The organism is Paenibacillus sp. JT31N17, from assembly GCF_056269255.1.
Genome location: NZ_JBWDNP010000004.1, coordinates 24,794 through 42,843, shown reverse-complemented (window position 1 = coordinate 42,843; position 18,050 = coordinate 24,794). Strand labels below are relative to the sequence as shown.

The window sequence follows — 18,050 nt, the reverse complement described above, 5'->3', positions numbered from 1 at the left end:
ACGGGTGTAGTCACGCTTGCGTATTATAACTCTTCATGCGTTTTTGGATCCTGCCCCCATAAGCGTCCGTCCTCACTACTGAACGCTGAGATTGCTTTCATTTCCTCTTCCGACAATTCGAAATCAAAAATATTTAAATTCTCAGTCTGGTGCTTTAAAGAACTAGCCTTCGGGATCGGAAGCGCTCCAAGTTGGATATGCCAACGCAAAATCGTTTGTGCGTTTGTCTTCCCATGAGCCGCAGAAATTGCTCCAATCTTTTCATCCTTCAGCATGCTATGACCGCGGCCCAGAGGGCTCCACGATTCCGTTACGATACCTAATTCAGCATCTTTCGCACGCTGATGCTCTTGATTGAAATAGGGATGGAGTTCAACTTGATTTATACTTGGTGCAACCCCGGTCTCCCGAATCAAACGTTCGTTGTACTCCGGCAGGAAATTGCAGACCCCGATGGAACGGATATAGCCCCGCTTCTTAGCTTCAATCATCGCCTGCCAAGCTTCCACATATAAATCAATTTTGGGATTAGGCCAATGGATCAAATATAGATCGTAATAATCCAGCCCTCCTCTATATAATGACTCCTCAATCGTTACAATGGCTTCCTGATAAGCTTGTCGACGCCCAGGCAGCTTCGAGCAGATCAACAGTTCTTCTCTCGCTACAGAACTCTGGCGGACAGCCTGTCCAACAGTCCCCTCATTCTCATAGTTGAACGCTGTATCAATCAGACGGAATCCTGCATCTATCGCGCTTGCAATCACCTTCACTCCAGCTGCACCCCTAAAACCACCAGTGCCAAATCCAATGACTGGTACTCTCAAACCATCGTTCAATAGCTTTTCCGGAATAGTCTGGTTCAAATAAACAACCCCCTTTACCTTCTTAATAAAAAGATAGCATAGCTTCGCCGCTTAAGCAAAATTCTACCTGCCAGTTTTGTGCTATAACAGTTAAATTAAGGAGAATCTTCCGATGAATAAGGTGATGGACATGGAACAAGAAGGAGAGTTGCTACCATGCGTTAAAAAGTACGATCCACATCTATAAACGCTTGCATCAACATTCTGATGGACTCGTATTAAAAGAAGAGGCGGAATATGCATCTATTGCTTACCTTGAGAAGGTGTATGCTTCGTTGATTAATTAGAACGCAAAAAGAGCACCTGGAACGCTGCTCTTTCTCATGGTATTGGTGGAGGCGAGGGGATTTGAACCCCTCTCCGAAGATCACGCCACACAGGTTCTACGGGTGTAGTCAGAGTCTTGATGTTACTTGTGAGTAACTGGAATTAATAACGGCCTGACTTTCAATTGCTTCCCAATCACTCAATACATGATTATTCATCTAGGAGAAGCGCAAGGCTTGTCTTCTCATCCACATCGTTGCAACCCACTTTTCCCCTTTGATTACTGGTGTACCTGCATGCAAGGTGAAATCGTTTAATTCATGACTACTGTAGAAATATTCGAAGTAGACCGCCATGCCTTTGTTAGGAATAACAGAAATATTAAGTAAAGGGAATGCCGTTTCTCCCCCTTCCTCCACATCATTCAAATACATCACGAGCGTACTAATTCGATTATTGGCACTTGCTCGGCTCGTTTCTGCGAAGAAATCATAATGAGGACGATACTCTTCGCCAGGGGTATACAGCAGAACTTGCAAGCCATCACCATGCTCGATAGGAATATTCATAATTTGAGAGAATCGCTTCTCGATTCTTGTAATCGTCTCATTCCCCTCACAAAACACCCCGCTGCTCGTTCTAATTTGATTGACTACATGATCTCCGCCTATTTTTGAACGCTGCAATTGATCTCTGGAATGTTTAATCAGCTCATCGCATTCCTCATTGCTAAGCACATTTCCTAGTACGACAACCAGAGGTTCCTCGTACCTGGCAAGGATTCGAATCTCTCGATCTTCTGTCTTGATCGTATTTCCAGTATGATCAAATATCGTCCGTTCTTTCTCAGTCGTATCCCCTGTCATCTTTTACAGCCCCTAATTAAGACATCCATCATAAACGATACCATAAAATGGAACTATTTGCCCAACTATATTCAGAAAAATCAAAATAATCAAGCTGACTGATAACCTAAAACAGGATGAAAAAACAAGAGAACCCCGCAGCTAAAACTTTGTTATAAAAAAATTATAATGGTGTTTTAAGTTGGCGACACAATTTAAAGCAATAGAAAAACCCGACCTCTTGCGGTCGGGTTCTACATTTGGTGGAGGCGAGGGGATTTGAACCCCTGTCCGAAAATAACGCCACACAGGCATCTACGGGTATAGTCACGGTTTTGATGTCACCTTAGCAAGCACCCTGTGAATCATCTGTCTACAGAATGTTCTTTCAAAATATATGCAACAGTCTCCAACGAACATATTCCTTTTGCAATATCTACAATAAACTCCACTGCATATTCACGTTCCATTCTTAGATGTTTTCCATTTAACATAAGGAATGATTTTGTAACCAGATAGGCTGTCCGTTTATTGCCATTGTGGAAGCAATGATTCTTCACTAGAGACTCTAGTAAGGCTGCAGCTTTGTCATATAAATTTCGATAAGCATCTTCCCCAAAAACACTTTGCTGCGGTCTATGTACCGCAGATTCCAGCAAGCCGTGATCCTTCACACCCGCTTGGTCTGCGTCGTTCATTTTTTTCATCATGAAGTAGTGGGCTGAAATAATCTCTTCTTTGGTCAGAAATGTTGTCATATCATCGGTCTCTTAAATCCTCTAGGATACCTTCGTCCTCTTCAAATACGTCAAAGAAAGCTTCAAGAACCTCTGGTCTTACATTATCGGGGATTTGACCTTGCCTCGCCTTTTTCAATACCACTTCACCGCGATCATTCTCAATAAATTCGATCTCGTCACCTTGTGAGACATTTAATTTTTCAGCAAGCCTTTTCGGCAAGCTTACTCCCAGGCTGTTGCCCATTCGCCCTATTTTGCGGGAATAACGCATCACATTCGGTTTATCATTTGTCACTTTGACCACACCATTCATTGATATTCCCCTCTCTATAAGTATACCCTTCACTTAATAGGTTATACCTTATAACTTATAACTGTTATAACGGTATATACATACTAGCAAATTTCTGCTCAATTATAAAGCAAAAACCCGACCTCTTGCGGTCGGGTTCTGCATTTGGTGGAGGCGAGGGGATTTGAACCCCTGTCCGAAAATAACGCCACACAGGCATCTACGGGTATAGTCACGGTTTTGATGTCACCTTAGCAAGCGCCCCGCAACAGGCTATCGCCAAGGTCAGCCTGATTGTCTTCTTCAGCTCACCGCAGGCGGAGATGAGACAGCGTATTCCACTATATGTTAGCCCCTATCCCAGTCACATGGACGATGCTGGGTAGAAGCACGCCAACAGTTTCTTAGGCTGCTAAAGCGTAGTTGTTTTGAGTTTTGCCATTTAATAGGCTTTAGCGTTGATAAAGCGGACGCGTCCCCACTACCCGCAACCCGTGCTCGAACTATCCCCGTCGAATCCATAAACGCCCCCAATGTTGCATAAACGGCATCGTTGCCACCGTCTAGCAGGCGAGACGCTCAATAGACATGTCGCCGATCCTTCACTCCGATCAGCTTCAACGCTTCGAGCAAAAGTTAATCATTCGTTAATACTTCTATAGTATAACACATTTGATCAGGAAAGATCAGATGTCTTTCTGGAAAGCTTGGTTTCCGCCGCCATATTAACCAGCACCGCTACCTTGCCACCTTCTGCTTCTCGCGCAAAGCCCGTTGGATATCCCGCTGTGCATCCCGCTTGGCTGACGTCTCGCGTTTGTCATACTGCTTCTTACCCTTACCCAGCCCAATTAGCAGCTTGGCATATCCATTGCGCACATAAATCTTGAGCGGCACAATTGAATATCCATCCTGCTTCGACAGGCCCAGCAGCTTGTGAATCTGCGCTTTATGCAGCAGCAGCTTGCGCGCACGCGTCGGATCGGTCGGATTATACCGGTTGCCCTGCTCGAAAGCGCTGATATGCATGTTGTGAATGAAAATCTCACCGTTGCGGATGGTTGCAAACGCGTCGCTTATGTTCGCTTTTCCCAGGCGCAGCGCCTTGATCTCGGTTCCCATGAGCACAATGCCCGCTTCAAACGTATCCTCGATGAAATAGTCATGGGAAGCCTTCTTGTTCTGGGCCAGTTGTTTCCCGTCACTTTTCTTGCCCATGCCAATCACCTCTTTACTCAAGATACAATCATCATGTCCTTCGGCTGCAAAATGAACTCCTGACAGCCTTTAGTCAGGAGTCCATTGTAGCAACTTTACCGGCTGAAATCAAGAACCGCCAGCAGCTGCTTTAACCGGTTTCGGCTTTAATTTTCGTTATTCTTGGCAACAGCTGCCGGTCCGCCGCCTTCGTTTTTCTTCTTGGCCGGTCTGCCGGCATTACCTTGCGGGTTGCCGCTTGGGCTTGCTGCGCTGGCGCCGCCTGCACTCCCCGCCGGTTTCTTAGCCCGGGGTCCTCCGGACCTGCCTGCTGAAGACTGGTTCCGTCCAACGCGAGTCGTGGTAGGGCCCATGCCCCGCCCGCCGCCCGAACGGCCATTCCGGCCTGAAGAGCCTCCGCGGCCTCTCTTGCCGCTACGGTCATCCGGATCTTCACCATCATCAATAATGCCGCCCGTTCCGCGAATCGGGAGGCCCCACATATCATTGCGCACCGGGCGCGCAGGCGCGGCATTCGAATCAATCTGCTCCGCCGCTGCTGCTATTGTTCCCTTGCTGTTATCTTCATTCCCCAATATTCGGTCCAAGTTATAATCATCCTCCGGTTTCCAGGCGCGTTCGTCGCCTTTGCTTCTCTTTATCTCACTGCCTTCTCCAGCTCCGCCGGCACGTCTTGCCTTACGCGGCTGAGCGGCTGGCTCCGCTTGACCTCTCCCACGCGGACCTACACTGGCCGTTCCGCCTGCTGCTCCGCGTCCGCGGCCGCCCTCGGCCGAACCACGGCCTGCCGCTTCCGCGCCGCGCGGTCCGCGGTCAGCGCCCGCTTCACCGGGCTTGCGCCCGCGTTTCGCTTTCACGCCGCCTTTGCGCCCGCCGCCTAGTGCCGCCGCGCCCGGCTTGCGCCCACGCTCGCCGCCGCGGGCATCCGCTCCGCCGCTCTTGCCGCCGCGCCCGCTGCGCAGACCACCGGCAGCCGTGCCTTGACTGCGTTTGCCTCGGCCGCCGCCCGGCAGCGCGTCTGTGAACTCGCGTCCGCGTCCGCCGCGTTCCACGCTTTCCGCTTTGCTCTCCACAATAGCGAAATCGATCGTGTGCTCGATCATGCTTACGGCATCAACACGGACGCGAAGCTCGTCGCCGATACGGTACATCTTCGATGTCCGCTCGCCGATAAGCAGCATATGCTGCTCATGAAAATGGTAATAATCATCGTTCAGGTTGCTGAGACGAATAAGTCCTTCAACGGTATTGTCGAGCTCCACGAATATCCCGAAGCTTGTCACGCCGCTGATGATGCCCTCGAATTCCTCGCCGATTTTGTCGAGCATATATTCACATTTCTTCAGCTTCTCCGTATCGCGCTCCGCATCGACCGCGACACGCTCCCGCTCGGAAGATTGCTGGGCAATATCCGGCATGCGGGCCGCAAGCGCCTCAATCCGTGATTCCGGCAGCGTACCGCCGTTCTCCAGCACCTCGCGCATAACACGGTGGATGACAAGATCGGGATAACGCCGGATAGGCGATGTGAAATGGGAATAGAATTCTGCGGCAAGACCAAAATGGCCTAGGCTCTGGGCATCATATTTGGCCTGCTTCATGGAGCGCAGCATAACGGTGGAAATAACCGTCTGCTCTTTCGTGCCGCGGATATCCTCGAGCAGCGTCTGCAGCGCGCGCGGATGAATTTCACTTCCGCCTTTGCCTTTCACCGTGTAACCGAAATTAGCCGCGAACTGCACAAAATGCAGCAGCTTCTCGGAGTCCGGATTTTCGTGAATCCGGTAAAGGAAAGGAACCTTGAGCCAGTAGAAATGCTCCGCAACGGTCTCATTGGCGGCGAGCATGAATTCTTCAATGATCTGCTCGGCGATCGAGCGTTCGCGCTTCACAATGTCGACAGGCTTCCCTTCCGGATCCACAATGACCTTGGCTTCCACAAAATCAAAGTCGATCGCCCCCCGCTTCATCCGCGTGGAACGCAGGCGCATGGCAAGCTCCTCCATCAATGTGAACGTATCCACCAGCTCGGCGTAGCGCTCCATCACTTCCGGATCCTTATCCGCCACGATTTTGCGCACATTGGTGTATGTCATACGCTCTTTGGTCCGGATGACGCTGGTGAACACATCATGCCTGACCCGCTTCAGCGTAGCGGCATCGAACTCCATCTCGCAGGACATCGTTAGACGGTCCACCTGCGGATTCAGCGAGCAGATGCCGTTGGAAAGCCGGTGCGGAAGCATCGGAATCACCCGGTCCACGAGATAGACGCTGCATCCGCGGCGGTACGCTTCCTGGTCCAGCGCCGACTTCTCGCGCACATAATAGCTGACATCAGCGATATGCACGCCCAGCAAATAATTGCCGTTCTCCAGACGCTCGATATTAACCGCGTCATCCAGATCCTTGGCATCCTCGCCGTCGATCGTGATAATCACTTTATTCCTTAAATCCCGGCGTCCCTGCTGCGCGATTTCTTCATCGCTGATGGATTCAGGCGCGGCCTCCGCTTCAGCGAGCACATCCTCGGGAAAGCCTTCGGGCAGCTGATGCTTGCGGATGATGGACAGAATATCCACGCCGGGGTCGTCTTTATGGCCGAGCACCTCGACAATCTCGCCTTCTGCAGCCGAGCGGCCCTCCGGATAAGAGATGATGCGGACGACAACCTTTTGGCCCGAGACTGCCCCCTTGAACTCCCCTTTGGCAATAAAAATATCGCGGTTGATCCGCTTGTCGTCCGGCACCACGAATCCGTAAGCTTCGTGATTGTCGAATGTACCCACCACCTGGGTTACAGCGCGCTCCACAACCCGGTTGACCTCACCCTCCATACGTCCGCCGTTCTCGCTCCTGGAGGTGATTTTGACCAGCACCGTATCGCCATTCATGGCGCTTTTCAAATCATTGGCCCCGATGTAGACATCCGGGTGTTCCTTGTCCTCCGGGATCAGAAAAGCAAACCCCTTCGCATGCGCCTGAATTCGGCCGCGCAGCAGGTTCATCCGCTCGGGAACGCCATAGCGGTCCTTGGGGGTACGGATGATTTTTCCTTCATCCTCCAGCCGATTGAGCAGAATCAAAAAAGCTTTGAAGGATTCGGCATCGCCGCCGCCCATATGCTCTTCGAGTTCTTTATATGTCATCGGCTTATACGCGGGCTCGTGCATAAAATCCAAAAGCTGCTGCTCCGTCGCCATATTCCTCTCACCTCGTGTACCGCTTTGCCGTCTATATGAGTATGCAGCAGTCGGTTGATAGATTTCCATATACTATATAGTATACACGAAAGTGGCCGCTACCATCCGCAGTCGTTTAGGGCAAATAAAAAAAGCGGGGGTCATCCCGCTTTTCGCTGCATAGCTTTAACTTATTTGACTAAGTAAGCAACAACCAATGCAAGCACAAAGAATCCGACAGCAATGCCGATTGTCAAGCGCTGCAAAAATAAATCCAGACCGCGAGCCTTTTGTTTACCGAACAAATGCTCGGCACCGCCAGAGATCGCACCCGATAATCCTGCGCTTTTACCTTTTTGCAGAAGAACTACAGAGATCAAGCCCACTGCGAAAATAACAAGCAAAATTCTAAATGTAATTTCCATGGTTCCACCTCCCAAACAAGGAGCATCATTTTGCCGCTGCCTTGTCGTTACACGGGACAAGACCAGTAAAACAGCATTTTTATTATATCACGGCAAAAATTTTAATACAAGACGGACAACGGGCAGGGCCCTTATTTAAAACCCGTTCTCGCGGAAAAATTCCAGACAGATCTTCGCGCTTTCAAGCGACGAGGAATTGAACTCTTCCTGCTCCACAATAAAGTATTCAATTCCGGCCCGCTCAGCTACACCAAGAACGCTTTTCAGATCGACCACACCTTTGCCGACCTCCGTATCGCGGGTTCCCTCGCCGAAATCCTTGAAGTGGGCGAGCGGAACACGTCCGGCGTACCGGTTCACATAATCGATAGGCTTCTGTCCGCCCATATGCACCCAGCCCAGGTCAAATTCGGCAAACAAATACTCAGCCGGCACACGCTCCAGCAGCAGGTCAATCAGGGGCCGGCCATTCACCAGCTTGAATTCAAAAGCATGGTTGTGATAACCGTATCTCAGACCTGCCTCATTCACCTGTCTGCCTGCGGCCTCCAGAATCGCCGCAAGGCTGTTCACGTCTTCCTCCGCCGGATTCTCCGGCAGTGGCGCCCAAGGCGTTACGATGTACTTGAGGCCGATTTCCTGAGCATATTCAATTTGCCTCGCCAGATCTTCCTGAATCTTGTCCGGGGAGGAGAAGTTCAGTCCCACATGAGCAGAAGGCGCTTCCAATCCTGTGCCGTCAAGGACTGACTTCAGCTCTTTCGCCGGCGTATTGAAATATCCCGCAAACTCAACCGCCTTATAGCCCATATCGGCCACCTTGCGGATCGTGCCCAGAAAATCCTTATCCGTCAAATCACGCAGCGTATATAACTGTAAGCCAACCACCGGTTTTGCCATATCATCCACCTCGTTCAATTTTTTTGTGAAGCAAAACAACATATAACACTGGAAAGCACACGCTTCTTTTTGCAGCGCAAATAACATACCTTCGAAGGTTATGCGTTTTTGCTTTGCTCCAATTTTCCCTGCCAGCAAAAAAGAGGAGATCAGGCGGTCCAAAGCCCCGCCATCTCTCCTCTTATTATAACGAACCTCCCGAAGGTTACTACTGCGCCTTTTGGGACATTCTTTTGCCATTTTGGCTTTATTGATGATTACTTCTTGAAGTTCTTCAAGTTGTAGAATGCGCTTTTGCCTGCATAGATCGCAGTTGAACCCAATTGGTCCTCGATGCGAAGCAATTGGTTGTATTTCGCTACACGGTCCGTACGGGACGGAGCGCCTGTTTTGATTTGACCGGCATTTGTGGCAACCGCGATATCAGCGATCGTGCTGTCCTCGGACTCGCCGGAACGGTGGGAGATAACAGCCGTGTAACCGGCGCGTTTTGCCATTTCGATTGCGTCGAAGGTTTCGGTAAGCGAACCAATCTGGTTCACTTTCACAAGGATCGAGTTGCCGATGCCTTTCTCGATACCCGTGGACAGACGCTCGGTGTTCGTTACGAACAGATCGTCGCCGACCAGCTGTACTTTGCCGCCCAATTTCTCGGTAAGCAGCTGCCAGCCTTCCCAATCGTCCTCGGAGCAGCCGTCTTCGATCGTAAGGATCGGATACTTGTCCGCCCAGGAAGCAAGCAGGTCTACGAACTCAGCAGGCGTAAACGATCTTCCTTCGCCCTCGAGGTGGTATTTGCCGTCTTTGAAGAACTCCGTAGAAGCCACGTCCATACCCAGGAATACATCGACGCCTGGCTTGTAGCCGGCACGCTCGATCGCCGAGATGATGGTTGTGATCGCTTCTTCATTGGAGCCGAGGTTGGGAGCGAAGCCGCCTTCGTCGCCGACAGCGGTGTTCAGGCCTTTGTCCTTCAGAACCGATTTCAGGTTGTGGAAGATTTCAGCGCCAATGCGAAGCGCTTCTTTGAAGCTTTCTGCGCCAACAGGCAGAACCATAAATTCCTGAACATCAATGTTGTTGTCGGCATGCTCGCCCCCATTGACGATGTTCATCATCGGAACCGGAAGCGTCTTGGCGTTGAATCCGCCCAGGTACGTGTACAGAGATACGTTCAGAGCGTCAGCAGCTGCGCGGGCAACGGCCATGGACACCGCAAGAATTGCGTTAGCGCCGAGTTTGCCTTTGTTGTGCGTGCCGTCCAGGGAGATCATTTTACGGTCGATCAGCACTTGATCCAGTGCGTCCAGTCCGATAATTTCCGGTGCAATGATGGTGTTGACGTTCTCAACGGCTTTCAGAACGCCTTTACCGAGGTAACGTCCTTTGTCGCCGTCACGAAGCTCAACCGCTTCGTATGCGCCAGTGGAAGCGCCGGAAGGAACGATTGCGCTGCCTTTGCCGCCGGATTCCAGGGATACTTCTACTTCTACAGTCGGGTTGCCCCTTGAATCAAGCACTTCGCGAGCATATACGTCAGTGATAATAGACATGTACCAAACACTCCTTTAATAGTTAGGGTAGGTCGAGCGGATTCATTTATAACACATGCTGCTGCCAGGAAGAAACGGCTTCGCTATCCTTTTGGCGGCTTAGCCAAGTTTCTTCCCTTATAGATATAAGCAAAGTATCAAGAAATTTTATACTTTCCTTATATTTTAAAAAAAGCTTCTCTTACTATACCATATCCGTTATTCCTGAATCATGGATTTCCCGGTCATTTCGATAGGCGGGGAAAGCTCCATCAAGCTTAAAATGGTTGGAGCGATATCCGCCAGAATACCGTCGCCGCGAAGCGTGACACCCGGTTTGGTCACGATAAAAGGAACCGGATTGGTCGTGTGTGCGGTAAAGGGAAGCCCATCCTCGTCGATAACCATATCCGCATTGCCGTGATCCGCCGTAATCAGACAGACGCCGCCCTGGGCCAGAACCGCTTCTACAACCTTGCCCAGACATTCGTCGGTCGCTTCAATGGCTTTGATCGTCGGCTCCAGCATGCCGGAATGACCGACCATATCCGGATTTGCAAAATTAAGAATAATGGCATCCTGATTGCCTGCCTCAATTTCCTTAACTGCCGCATCCGCAACCTCGTATGCGCTCATTTCCGGCTTCAGATCGTAGGTCGCCACCTTCGGTGAGCCGATCAGGATCCGCGTTTCGCCGGGAAGCTCCACATCGCGTCCGCCGCTGAAGAAGAAGGTCACATGCGGGTACTTCTCAGTCTCGGCAATACGAAGCTGCTTCTTGCCGTTCTGCACCAAAACCTCGCCAAGCGTGTTGTCCAGATTCTTCGTCGTGAAGGCGATATAGCCTTCGACCGTGTCGCTGAACTTGGTCAAACAGACGAAATGCAGATTTTGTGGCTCCCTGGAGCCTCTTTTGAAGCCATGGAACTCTTTATTGGTGAAAACCTGCGATAATTGAATTGCACGATCGGAACGGAAGTTGAAGAACACAACTGCATCCTCATCTTCTACAAGACCGACAGGAGCGCCATTCTCCCCTGTAATGACGGTTGGAAGCACGAACTCGTCCATTACGGATTGCTCGTAGGATTCCTTGATCGCTTGAAGGGGATCCGTACTCTGCGGCCCTTCGCCATATACCATCGCACGATAGGACTTCTCCGTACGCTCCCAGCGTTTGTCGCGGTCCATGGCATAGTAGCGGCCTTGCACCGTTGCAATCTTGCCGACGCCAACCTGTTCGATCTTGGCAATCAACTGCTTCATGAAGCCAAACGCGCTGTCAGGCGCAACATCCCGGCCATCCAGGAACGCATGGATATACACCTCGAAGAATTCTTCCTTCTTAGCCAGATCAAGCAGCGCGAATAAGTGCTGGATATGGCTGTGTACGCCACCGTCGGAGAGAAGACCGAACAGATGAAGCTTCTTGCCGTGCGCTTTGGCGTATCGAACCGCTCCGACCAGCGTTTCATTGTCGAAAAAATCGCCGTCGCGGATCGATTTGCTGATGCGGGTCAGCTCCTGATACACAATCCGGCCAGAGCCGATGTTCAGGTGGCCGACCTCGGAATTGCCCATTTGACCTTCGGGCAGACCGACTGCTTCACCGCAGGCCGTCAGCGTTGTATGCGGATAGCTTGACCAGTAACGGTCGTAATTCGGCTTATTCGCCTGTGCGACGGCATTGCCCGTCACATCATTGCGAAGGCCAAAGCCGTCGAGAATAATAAGAGCGACCGGTTTTGGAGCAGCCATCTTACTTCGCCCCTTCCACGAGTTGAATGTAAGAAGCGGCCTCCAAGCTTGCACCGCCTACCAGCGCGCCGTCTATGTTCGGTTCAGCCATATACTCGCTGATATTGTTTGGTTTTACACTGCCGCCATACTGGATGCGGACAGCATCCGCGACGGAAGCATCATACAATCCGGCAACCACGCCGCGAATGAAGGCAATGACGTCTTCGGCGTCAGCGGAAGTGGAGGATTTGCCTGTTCCGATAGCCCAGATCGGCTCGTAGGCAATGACGACTTCAGCCGCCTGCTCTGCCGAAAGGCCCTGGAAAGCTGCAACGGTCTGCAGGTTGCATACATCCTTGGTTTGACCCGCTTCGCGCTCTTCCAGCTTCTCGCCTACACAGACAATCGGAGTGAGGCTGTGCTTGAATGCGGCATGAACCTTCTTGTTCACGATTTCGTCTGTCTCCAGGAAATAAGCGCGGCGCTCGGAATGGCCGATAATGACGTATTGCACGCCAAGATCTTTAAGCATCACACCGCTGATTTCACCCGTGAACGCACCGCTGTCTTCAAAATGAAGATTTTGGGCGCCAATTGCAATCGTTGTTCCTTTCGCTGCTTCCACAAGCGCAGGAAGCGCCAGGTAAGGCGCGCAGATAACAGCTTCGACGCCGTCAATCTCGGCTTTGCCCTTCACATCGGCGAAGAAGGATTCCGCTTCGGAAATCGTTTTGAACATTTTCCAGTTGCCCGCAATAATCGGTTTACGCATACGTCAGCTCCTCAGGCTTTGCGAAGCAAAGCTGCTTCGAAAGCGTTACTTTGGGCTTTGCGAAGCAAAGCTTGCTCCGCAAAGCGTTACATTCGGGCTCTGCGGAAGCCATGCTTGATCCGCAAAGCATATTAACCAAAGAACCTGCCAGACCTACTTATCGTTCAATGCAACAACGCCCGGGAGCGCTTTGCCTTCCATAAATTCAAGCGACGCTCCGCCGCCGGTGGAGATGAAGTCCATTTTGTCGGCGAGGCCGAATTTCTCTGCTGCAGCTGCGGAATCGCCGCCGCCAATGACCGTATAAGCAGACGTTTCCGCACAAGCGCGGGCAACGGCTTGAGTACCGTGGGAGAAAGGCTCGATTTCAAATACGCCCATCGGTCCGTTCCATACGACCAGCTTCGAGTTTTTAATGACATCCGCGTAGATTTCGCGAGTTTTCGGTCCGATATCAATGCCTTCCCAATCTGCCGGAATGCCATCAATATCCACGATATTGGTATTTGCGCTTGCGCTGAAATCATCAGAGATCACGATGTCCACCGGCAGCAGGAACTGCTTGCCTAGCTTCTTCGCTTTCTCGACAAATTCCTTCGTAAGCTCAAGCTTGGAATCATCGCACAGCGATTGACCAATTTCATGGCCCTGCGCCTTGAAGAATGTATAGGACAAGCCGCCGCCGATAATGATATTATCTGCGATTTCAATCATTTTGTTGATAACGTCGATTTTGTCCTTAACCTTCGAGCCGCCGACAATTGCCGTGAACGGACGCTCAGGGTTCAGCAACGCTTTTCCGAGCACATCAAGCTCTCTCTCCATCAACAGACCGGATACGGCCGGCAGGAAATGAGCAATGCCTTCGGTCGAAGCATGGGCGCGGTGAGCGGCGCCGAATGCGTCGTTGACGAACAGGTCAGCCAATTCGGCAAGAGCTTTCGCAAGAGCCGGATCATTCTTCTCTTCGCCTGCTTCAAAACGGACATTCTCAAGCAGCAGCACATCGCCGGCCTGCAGCCCGCTGATTTGAGCCTTCACGGCATCGCCGACAACCTCATCAGCTTTAAGCACCTTCTTGCCAAGCAGCTCGGAGAGACGAGCAGCCGCAGGCGTCAACCGCAGATCTTCCACAACTTGTCCTTGCGGACGGCCCAAATGGCTGGCCAGAATGATCTTTGCGCCATTCTCAATCAGATAATTGATCGTCGGCAGCGTTTCGCGAATGCGCTTGTCGTCCGTGATTACACCGTTTTCCAGGGGCACATTGAAATCCACGCGCACAAACACGCGCTTGCCGGCTACCTCAACATCACGTACACTTTTTTTGTTCATCCCGTAACCCTCCTAAGTAACCTTTAAATCTTCCCCGTCCTCGAGCCTCTGGGAACACGATAAAGGTTCTTAAATCTATGCAAAGCTCTCCAAATCCCTATCCATCCCGCAAAAAATTCCTCACTTACACAGTAGCGCAGGTTATCTATCTCTATTATTCCCCCAAAATGGGGGACAAGAACATCTATCTCAAATATGTTTCGTATTTGCTTACATCTTTCAGGTTGCTACCAGCACGCAGCACGCATTACACAGCTCCATCTCTCGGGTCAGTCCCGTCGTACAGGAGCGCCGCAGTAGAGCTGGGTCCCGGAACAACCCGTTAAGGGTTGTTCCATGGACGTAAAGCGGGCCAGCCGTAAACCGCCGCGAAGGAGCTGCCACAGGCAACTCCTTCGCGAATATGGGGTGTCCAGAGGGGAACCCTTGGGGTCCCCCTTTCCAAGGGGGATATAGGGGGGATAGTATCTTACAACCCTTTGGACGCAATATAAGCAGCGAGGTCAACTACACGGTTCGAGTAGCCCCACTCGTTATCGTACCAGGAAATGATTTTGACCATGTTGCCTTCAACAACCATCGTCGACAATGCGTCGATTGTGGAAGAAGCAGGGTCGCCGTTGTAGTCGCTCGATACAAGCGGCTCTTCGGAATAGTTAAGGATGCCTTTCAGCGGTCCTTCGGAAGCTTCTTTCAGGGCACTGTTTACTTCTTCAACAGTGACATTGCTTTTTACTTCAACAACCAGATCCGTAAGGGAAACGTTTGGCGTAGGAACGCGCATAGCCATACCGTTCAGTTTGCCTTTCAGTTCAGGCAGAACCAGGGAGATTGCTTTTGCAGCGCCGGTGGATGAAGGAATGATGTTCTCAGCGGCTGCGCGGGCGCGACGCAGGTCTTTATGCGGCACATCCAGAACGGATTGGTCGTTGGTGTAGGAGTGAACGGTCGTCATCATACCTTTGACGATTCCGAATTTTTCGTTGATAACCTTGGCAAAAGGTGCCAGGCAGTTCGTTGTACAAGAAGCGTTGGAGATTACAGTGTGTGCAGAAGGATCGTATTTATCTTCGTTAACACCCATAACGATCGTGATGTCTTCGTTAGTAGCAGGTGCCGAGATGATAACTTTTTTCGCTCCGCCTTTAAGGTGAAGCTCGGCTTTTTCTTTAGCTGTGAAGATACCTGTGGATTCTACAACGATTTCAGCGCCTACGGAAGCCCATGGCAGGTTCTCGGGGTTGCGCTCTGCAAATACTTTGATTTCGCGTCCGTTAACGATCAGGGCGCCTTCTTTTGCTTCAACTTTTGCGTCAAGCGTTCCATGAGTCGTGTCATATTTAAGCAGATGAGCCAGTGTATTCGTGTCTGTCAAATCGTTCACAGCCACCACTTGAATTTCCGGGTTGTTCAGAGCAGCACGGAAAACGTTACGACCAATACGACCAAATCCGTTAATACCTACTTTTACCATTTTGTTTCCTCCTAGGTTTGGTTTTAATTTATATCTTAAGACGTCTGCTTCAGCAGCCGGTCAGCCGCCTGCAACCGTCAAGATCTCGCTTATATGTGTTTGCTTTACTGCTGTTCTTCATCAAGCATTGCTACAATAACCAGGGCCGCAGCTTCATCCGTCACCAGAATATCATCATGCCCAAATCGCATCACAGCGGCGATCGCCTCGCCCTTGCTGCTTCCGCCTGCAATGGCTATTACCACTTCCGTCTCCATAATATCCTCCAGGCGCAGTCCCGCCGTCGGCATCTTATGAACAACCGCGCCATCACGGTCAAAATAATACCCAAAGGATTCGGCAAGCGCGCCTTCAGCAGTCATGGCTGCAATAACTTCCTCATTAACCCGTCTTCGCCGTGCCATGACCATAGCGTCTCCGATGCCGTGGATGACAATGCGGGCGCTGCGGATCACATCGACAATCTCGCGAATATTCGGTTCCTGCATGAGTGTCAGATAGGCTTCCTCGCCCAAATGATCGGGTACATGCAGCAGCCGGTACTGGGCTCCAGTACGCTTGGCCATTGTGGAAGCAATCGTGTTCGCCTGATAATCCAGACTCTCGCCCAATCCTCCGCGAGCCGGTACGAACCAGTTTCCCTTCAAAGGCGTCTGGGTGGTTAATTGATTGGCCACCGAAGCGAGCGTCGAACCGCCGGTTACAGCGACGACATCGTCCTTGTTCATCATCTTGCGGAGTGCGGCGCATCCGGCCTTCCCAAGCTCGCGCTTGGTATGCACAGAGGAATCCGAGTCACCCGGGACAATCCACACATGCTTGAGTCCAAAATACTTGCGAAGCCGCTGCTCCAGCTCCGTGAGGCCGAACATCTCCTTATAGAAGGGCTCCATATCCTCCAGAAGCCGTCTTCCAGAGTCGCTGATGCGCATGCCTGCCGTTTCGACGTGAAGCAGGCCCTGCTCCTTCAGAAAGTCCGTCTCGGCCCTCAGCACACGTTCCGACAAATCCAGCGATGCGGCAAGCGTCCGCCGGCCAATCATGTCGGATAACATCACCTGCCTGAGAATCAGATATCTTTTTTTCATGACGGCAAGCAGATCCGGCAGCAGCTGCTGCTGAATTTCGATGAGAGATTGCATCTTTCAACATCAACTCCAGTTGCGCCGAATTCGGTATCCGGTTCTCGTGGACATTTTTCGTCCCGCATGATCATTTTAAGTCCCACCGTTATTGTACTCCAAAATTTCATGAGGGGCAAGTCAGGTTTAACGGAAGAAACCGCTTTCCGTCACGATTTACACAAATTTATCTTTGCATAAGCCCTTGCTTTTCTTCCAGTAATCACATATACTTATTTTCGCTATCACATTTGCGCCCGTGGTCCAATGGATATGACGTAGGCCTCCGGAGCCTGAGATCGAGGTTCGATTCCTCGCGGGCGCGCCATATAAAACACATCTGCCGGCAACTGCCGGTTTTTTAATACCACTAATTTGACCATCTTTGACTTTTAAAAAACAATGGTTTATGATGTGGATATAAAGCTGATCTAACAAGCCGATGTTTTGGATACGGGCCGTGTGTCCGCGAAAAAGCTAATACAGCAGAAGAGCAGCGCATAACACTTATTAGGAGGGAATTACTTTGGAAATGAACTTTGTACCTATGGTTATTGAGCAGAGCAACCGCGGCGAGCGCGCTTACGATATATACTCCCGCTTGCTGAAAGACCGCATTATTTTCCTTGGCACTCCTGTGAATGACATTGTCGCTAATTCCATCATCGCACAGCTGCTGTTCTTGGCTGCGGATGATCCTGAGAAGGATATCTCGCTTTACATCAACAGTCCTGGCGGCTCGGTCTCTGCAGGTCTGGCTATCTTTGATACCATGCAGTTCATCAAACCAAGCGTATCCACCATATGTGTTGGTATGGCTGCTTCCATGGGCGCTTTCCTGCTTGCTGCCGGCGAAAAAGGCAAAAGACATGCGCTGCCCAACAGCGAAGTCATGATTCACCAGCCGCTGGGCGGAGCGCAAGGACAAGCGAGCGATATTGAGATTCGCGCCAAGCATATCTTGAAAACGCGCGATACCTTGAACAAAATCCTGGCCGAGCGTACAGGTCAGCCGCTTGAGAAAATCGAGCGCGACACCGATCGCGATTATTTCATGTCTGCTGCAGATGCACAGGCTTACGGTCTGGTCGATAAAGTTATTGAGAAGCTGTAAGGTTTCCTAAATCCTATACCGCCATTCCGGTTTTTCCCTTATATAACGAAAGAGAAGAGTGCCGATCCAGAAAATGGACCTGCACTCTTTCTTTATCCTTAGGCATAGCTTCCATATCACAGTATTTGACCAATGTCAAGAAAAATTCGGCGCGTTGAATTGGTAACGACTCCATTAATTTTTCATGTTAATATGTACTAAATGATTCCAGATTCACCGACACTTAG

15 protein-coding genes, 1 tRNA gene and 1 other RNA gene are annotated in these 18,050 nt (G+C 50.8%); 2 read left to right on the top strand and 15 right to left on the bottom strand.

The genetic code is table 11. From position 1 onward, the window contains the following. Positions 1-23 precede the first annotated feature (23 nt). From AC0YOB_RS15825 to AC0YOB_RS15755, 15 genes are all read right to left on the bottom strand, one after another. Complete coding sequence (locus tag AC0YOB_RS15825) at positions 24-866, bottom strand: aldo/keto reductase (RefSeq protein ID WP_475793595.1); 843 nt, start codon at positions 864-866, stop codon at positions 24-26. Between the two features lie 485 nt (positions 867-1,351). Continuing rightward, the gene (locus AC0YOB_RS15820; protein WP_475793594.1) at positions 1,352-1,999 is read right to left on the bottom strand and encodes a 2OG-Fe(II) oxygenase; all 648 of its coding nucleotides are present in this window, start codon (positions 1,997-1,999) and stop codon (positions 1,352-1,354) included. A 344-nt stretch (positions 2,000-2,343) separates the two neighbouring features. Continuing rightward, positions 2,344-2,736: a type II toxin-antitoxin system death-on-curing family toxin gene (locus AC0YOB_RS15815; protein WP_210045068.1), complete on the bottom strand. Its 393-nt coding sequence runs from the start codon at positions 2,734-2,736 to the stop codon at positions 2,344-2,346. 1 nt (position 2,737) lies between these two features. Beyond that, the gene (locus tag AC0YOB_RS15810) at positions 2,738-3,031 is read right to left on the bottom strand and encodes an AbrB/MazE/SpoVT family DNA-binding domain-containing protein (RefSeq protein ID WP_475793593.1); all 294 of its coding nucleotides are present in this window, start codon (positions 3,029-3,031) and stop codon (positions 2,738-2,740) included. 145 nt (positions 3,032-3,176) lie between these two features. Continuing rightward, positions 3,177-3,542, bottom strand: a transfer-messenger RNA (tmRNA) gene (gene ssrA / locus AC0YOB_RS15805). Positions 3,543-3,748: 206 nt separating this feature from the next. Further along, the gene (gene smpB / locus AC0YOB_RS15800; RefSeq protein WP_210045070.1) at positions 3,749-4,228 is read right to left on the bottom strand and encodes an SsrA-binding protein SmpB; all 480 of its coding nucleotides are present in this window, start codon (positions 4,226-4,228) and stop codon (positions 3,749-3,751) included. A 146-nt stretch (positions 4,229-4,374) separates the two neighbouring features. Further along, positions 4,375-7,431, bottom strand: coding sequence for a ribonuclease R (gene rnr / locus AC0YOB_RS15795; protein WP_475793592.1), 3,057 nt, complete (start codon positions 7,429-7,431; stop codon positions 4,375-4,377). 170 nt (positions 7,432-7,601) lie between these two features. Next, positions 7,602-7,835, bottom strand: coding sequence for a preprotein translocase subunit SecG (gene secG, locus AC0YOB_RS15790; RefSeq protein WP_210045072.1), 234 nt, complete (start codon positions 7,833-7,835; stop codon positions 7,602-7,604). A 135-nt stretch (positions 7,836-7,970) separates the two neighbouring features. Then, a complete protein-coding gene (locus AC0YOB_RS15785; RefSeq protein ID WP_475793591.1) occupies positions 7,971-8,735 on the bottom strand; it encodes a sugar phosphate isomerase/epimerase family protein in 765 nt (254 codons plus the stop codon). Between the two features lie 257 nt (positions 8,736-8,992). Next, the gene (gene eno / locus AC0YOB_RS15780; protein ID WP_210045074.1) at positions 8,993-10,288 is read right to left on the bottom strand and encodes a phosphopyruvate hydratase; all 1,296 of its coding nucleotides are present in this window, start codon (positions 10,286-10,288) and stop codon (positions 8,993-8,995) included. 198 nt (positions 10,289-10,486) lie between these two features. Further along, complete coding sequence (gene gpmI, locus AC0YOB_RS15775; RefSeq protein WP_475793590.1) at positions 10,487-12,025, bottom strand: 2,3-bisphosphoglycerate-independent phosphoglycerate mutase; 1,539 nt, start codon at positions 12,023-12,025, stop codon at positions 10,487-10,489. Position 12,026: 1 nt separating this feature from the next. After that, positions 12,027-12,779 carry a triose-phosphate isomerase gene (gene tpiA / locus AC0YOB_RS15770; RefSeq protein ID WP_210045076.1) on the bottom strand — a complete coding sequence of 251 codons (753 nt, stop codon included), beginning with the start codon at positions 12,777-12,779 and terminating at the stop codon, positions 12,027-12,029. A gap of 153 nt (positions 12,780-12,932) precedes the next feature. Continuing rightward, complete coding sequence (locus tag AC0YOB_RS15765; protein ID WP_475793589.1) at positions 12,933-14,114, bottom strand: phosphoglycerate kinase; 1,182 nt, start codon at positions 14,112-14,114, stop codon at positions 12,933-12,935. 469 nt (positions 14,115-14,583) lie between these two features. Beyond that, positions 14,584-15,588 carry a type I glyceraldehyde-3-phosphate dehydrogenase gene (gene gap / locus AC0YOB_RS15760; RefSeq protein WP_475793588.1) on the bottom strand — a complete coding sequence of 335 codons (1,005 nt, stop codon included), beginning with the start codon at positions 15,586-15,588 and terminating at the stop codon, positions 14,584-14,586. A 104-nt stretch (positions 15,589-15,692) separates the two neighbouring features. Further along, positions 15,693-16,730, bottom strand: coding sequence for a sugar-binding transcriptional regulator (locus AC0YOB_RS15755; RefSeq protein ID WP_475771123.1), 1,038 nt, complete (start codon positions 16,728-16,730; stop codon positions 15,693-15,695). Between the two features lie 232 nt (positions 16,731-16,962). On the opposite strand from AC0YOB_RS15755, the gene AC0YOB_RS15750 reads away from it, so the two are divergent. Both AC0YOB_RS15750 and clpP read left to right on the top strand, forming a co-directional pair. Next, positions 16,963-17,037, top strand: a tRNA-Arg gene (locus AC0YOB_RS15750). A gap of 204 nt (positions 17,038-17,241) precedes the next feature. Continuing rightward, a complete protein-coding gene (gene clpP / locus AC0YOB_RS15745; RefSeq protein ID WP_210045110.1) occupies positions 17,242-17,823 on the top strand; it encodes an ATP-dependent Clp endopeptidase proteolytic subunit ClpP in 582 nt (193 codons plus the stop codon). Positions 17,824-18,050: the final 227 nt, after the last annotated feature.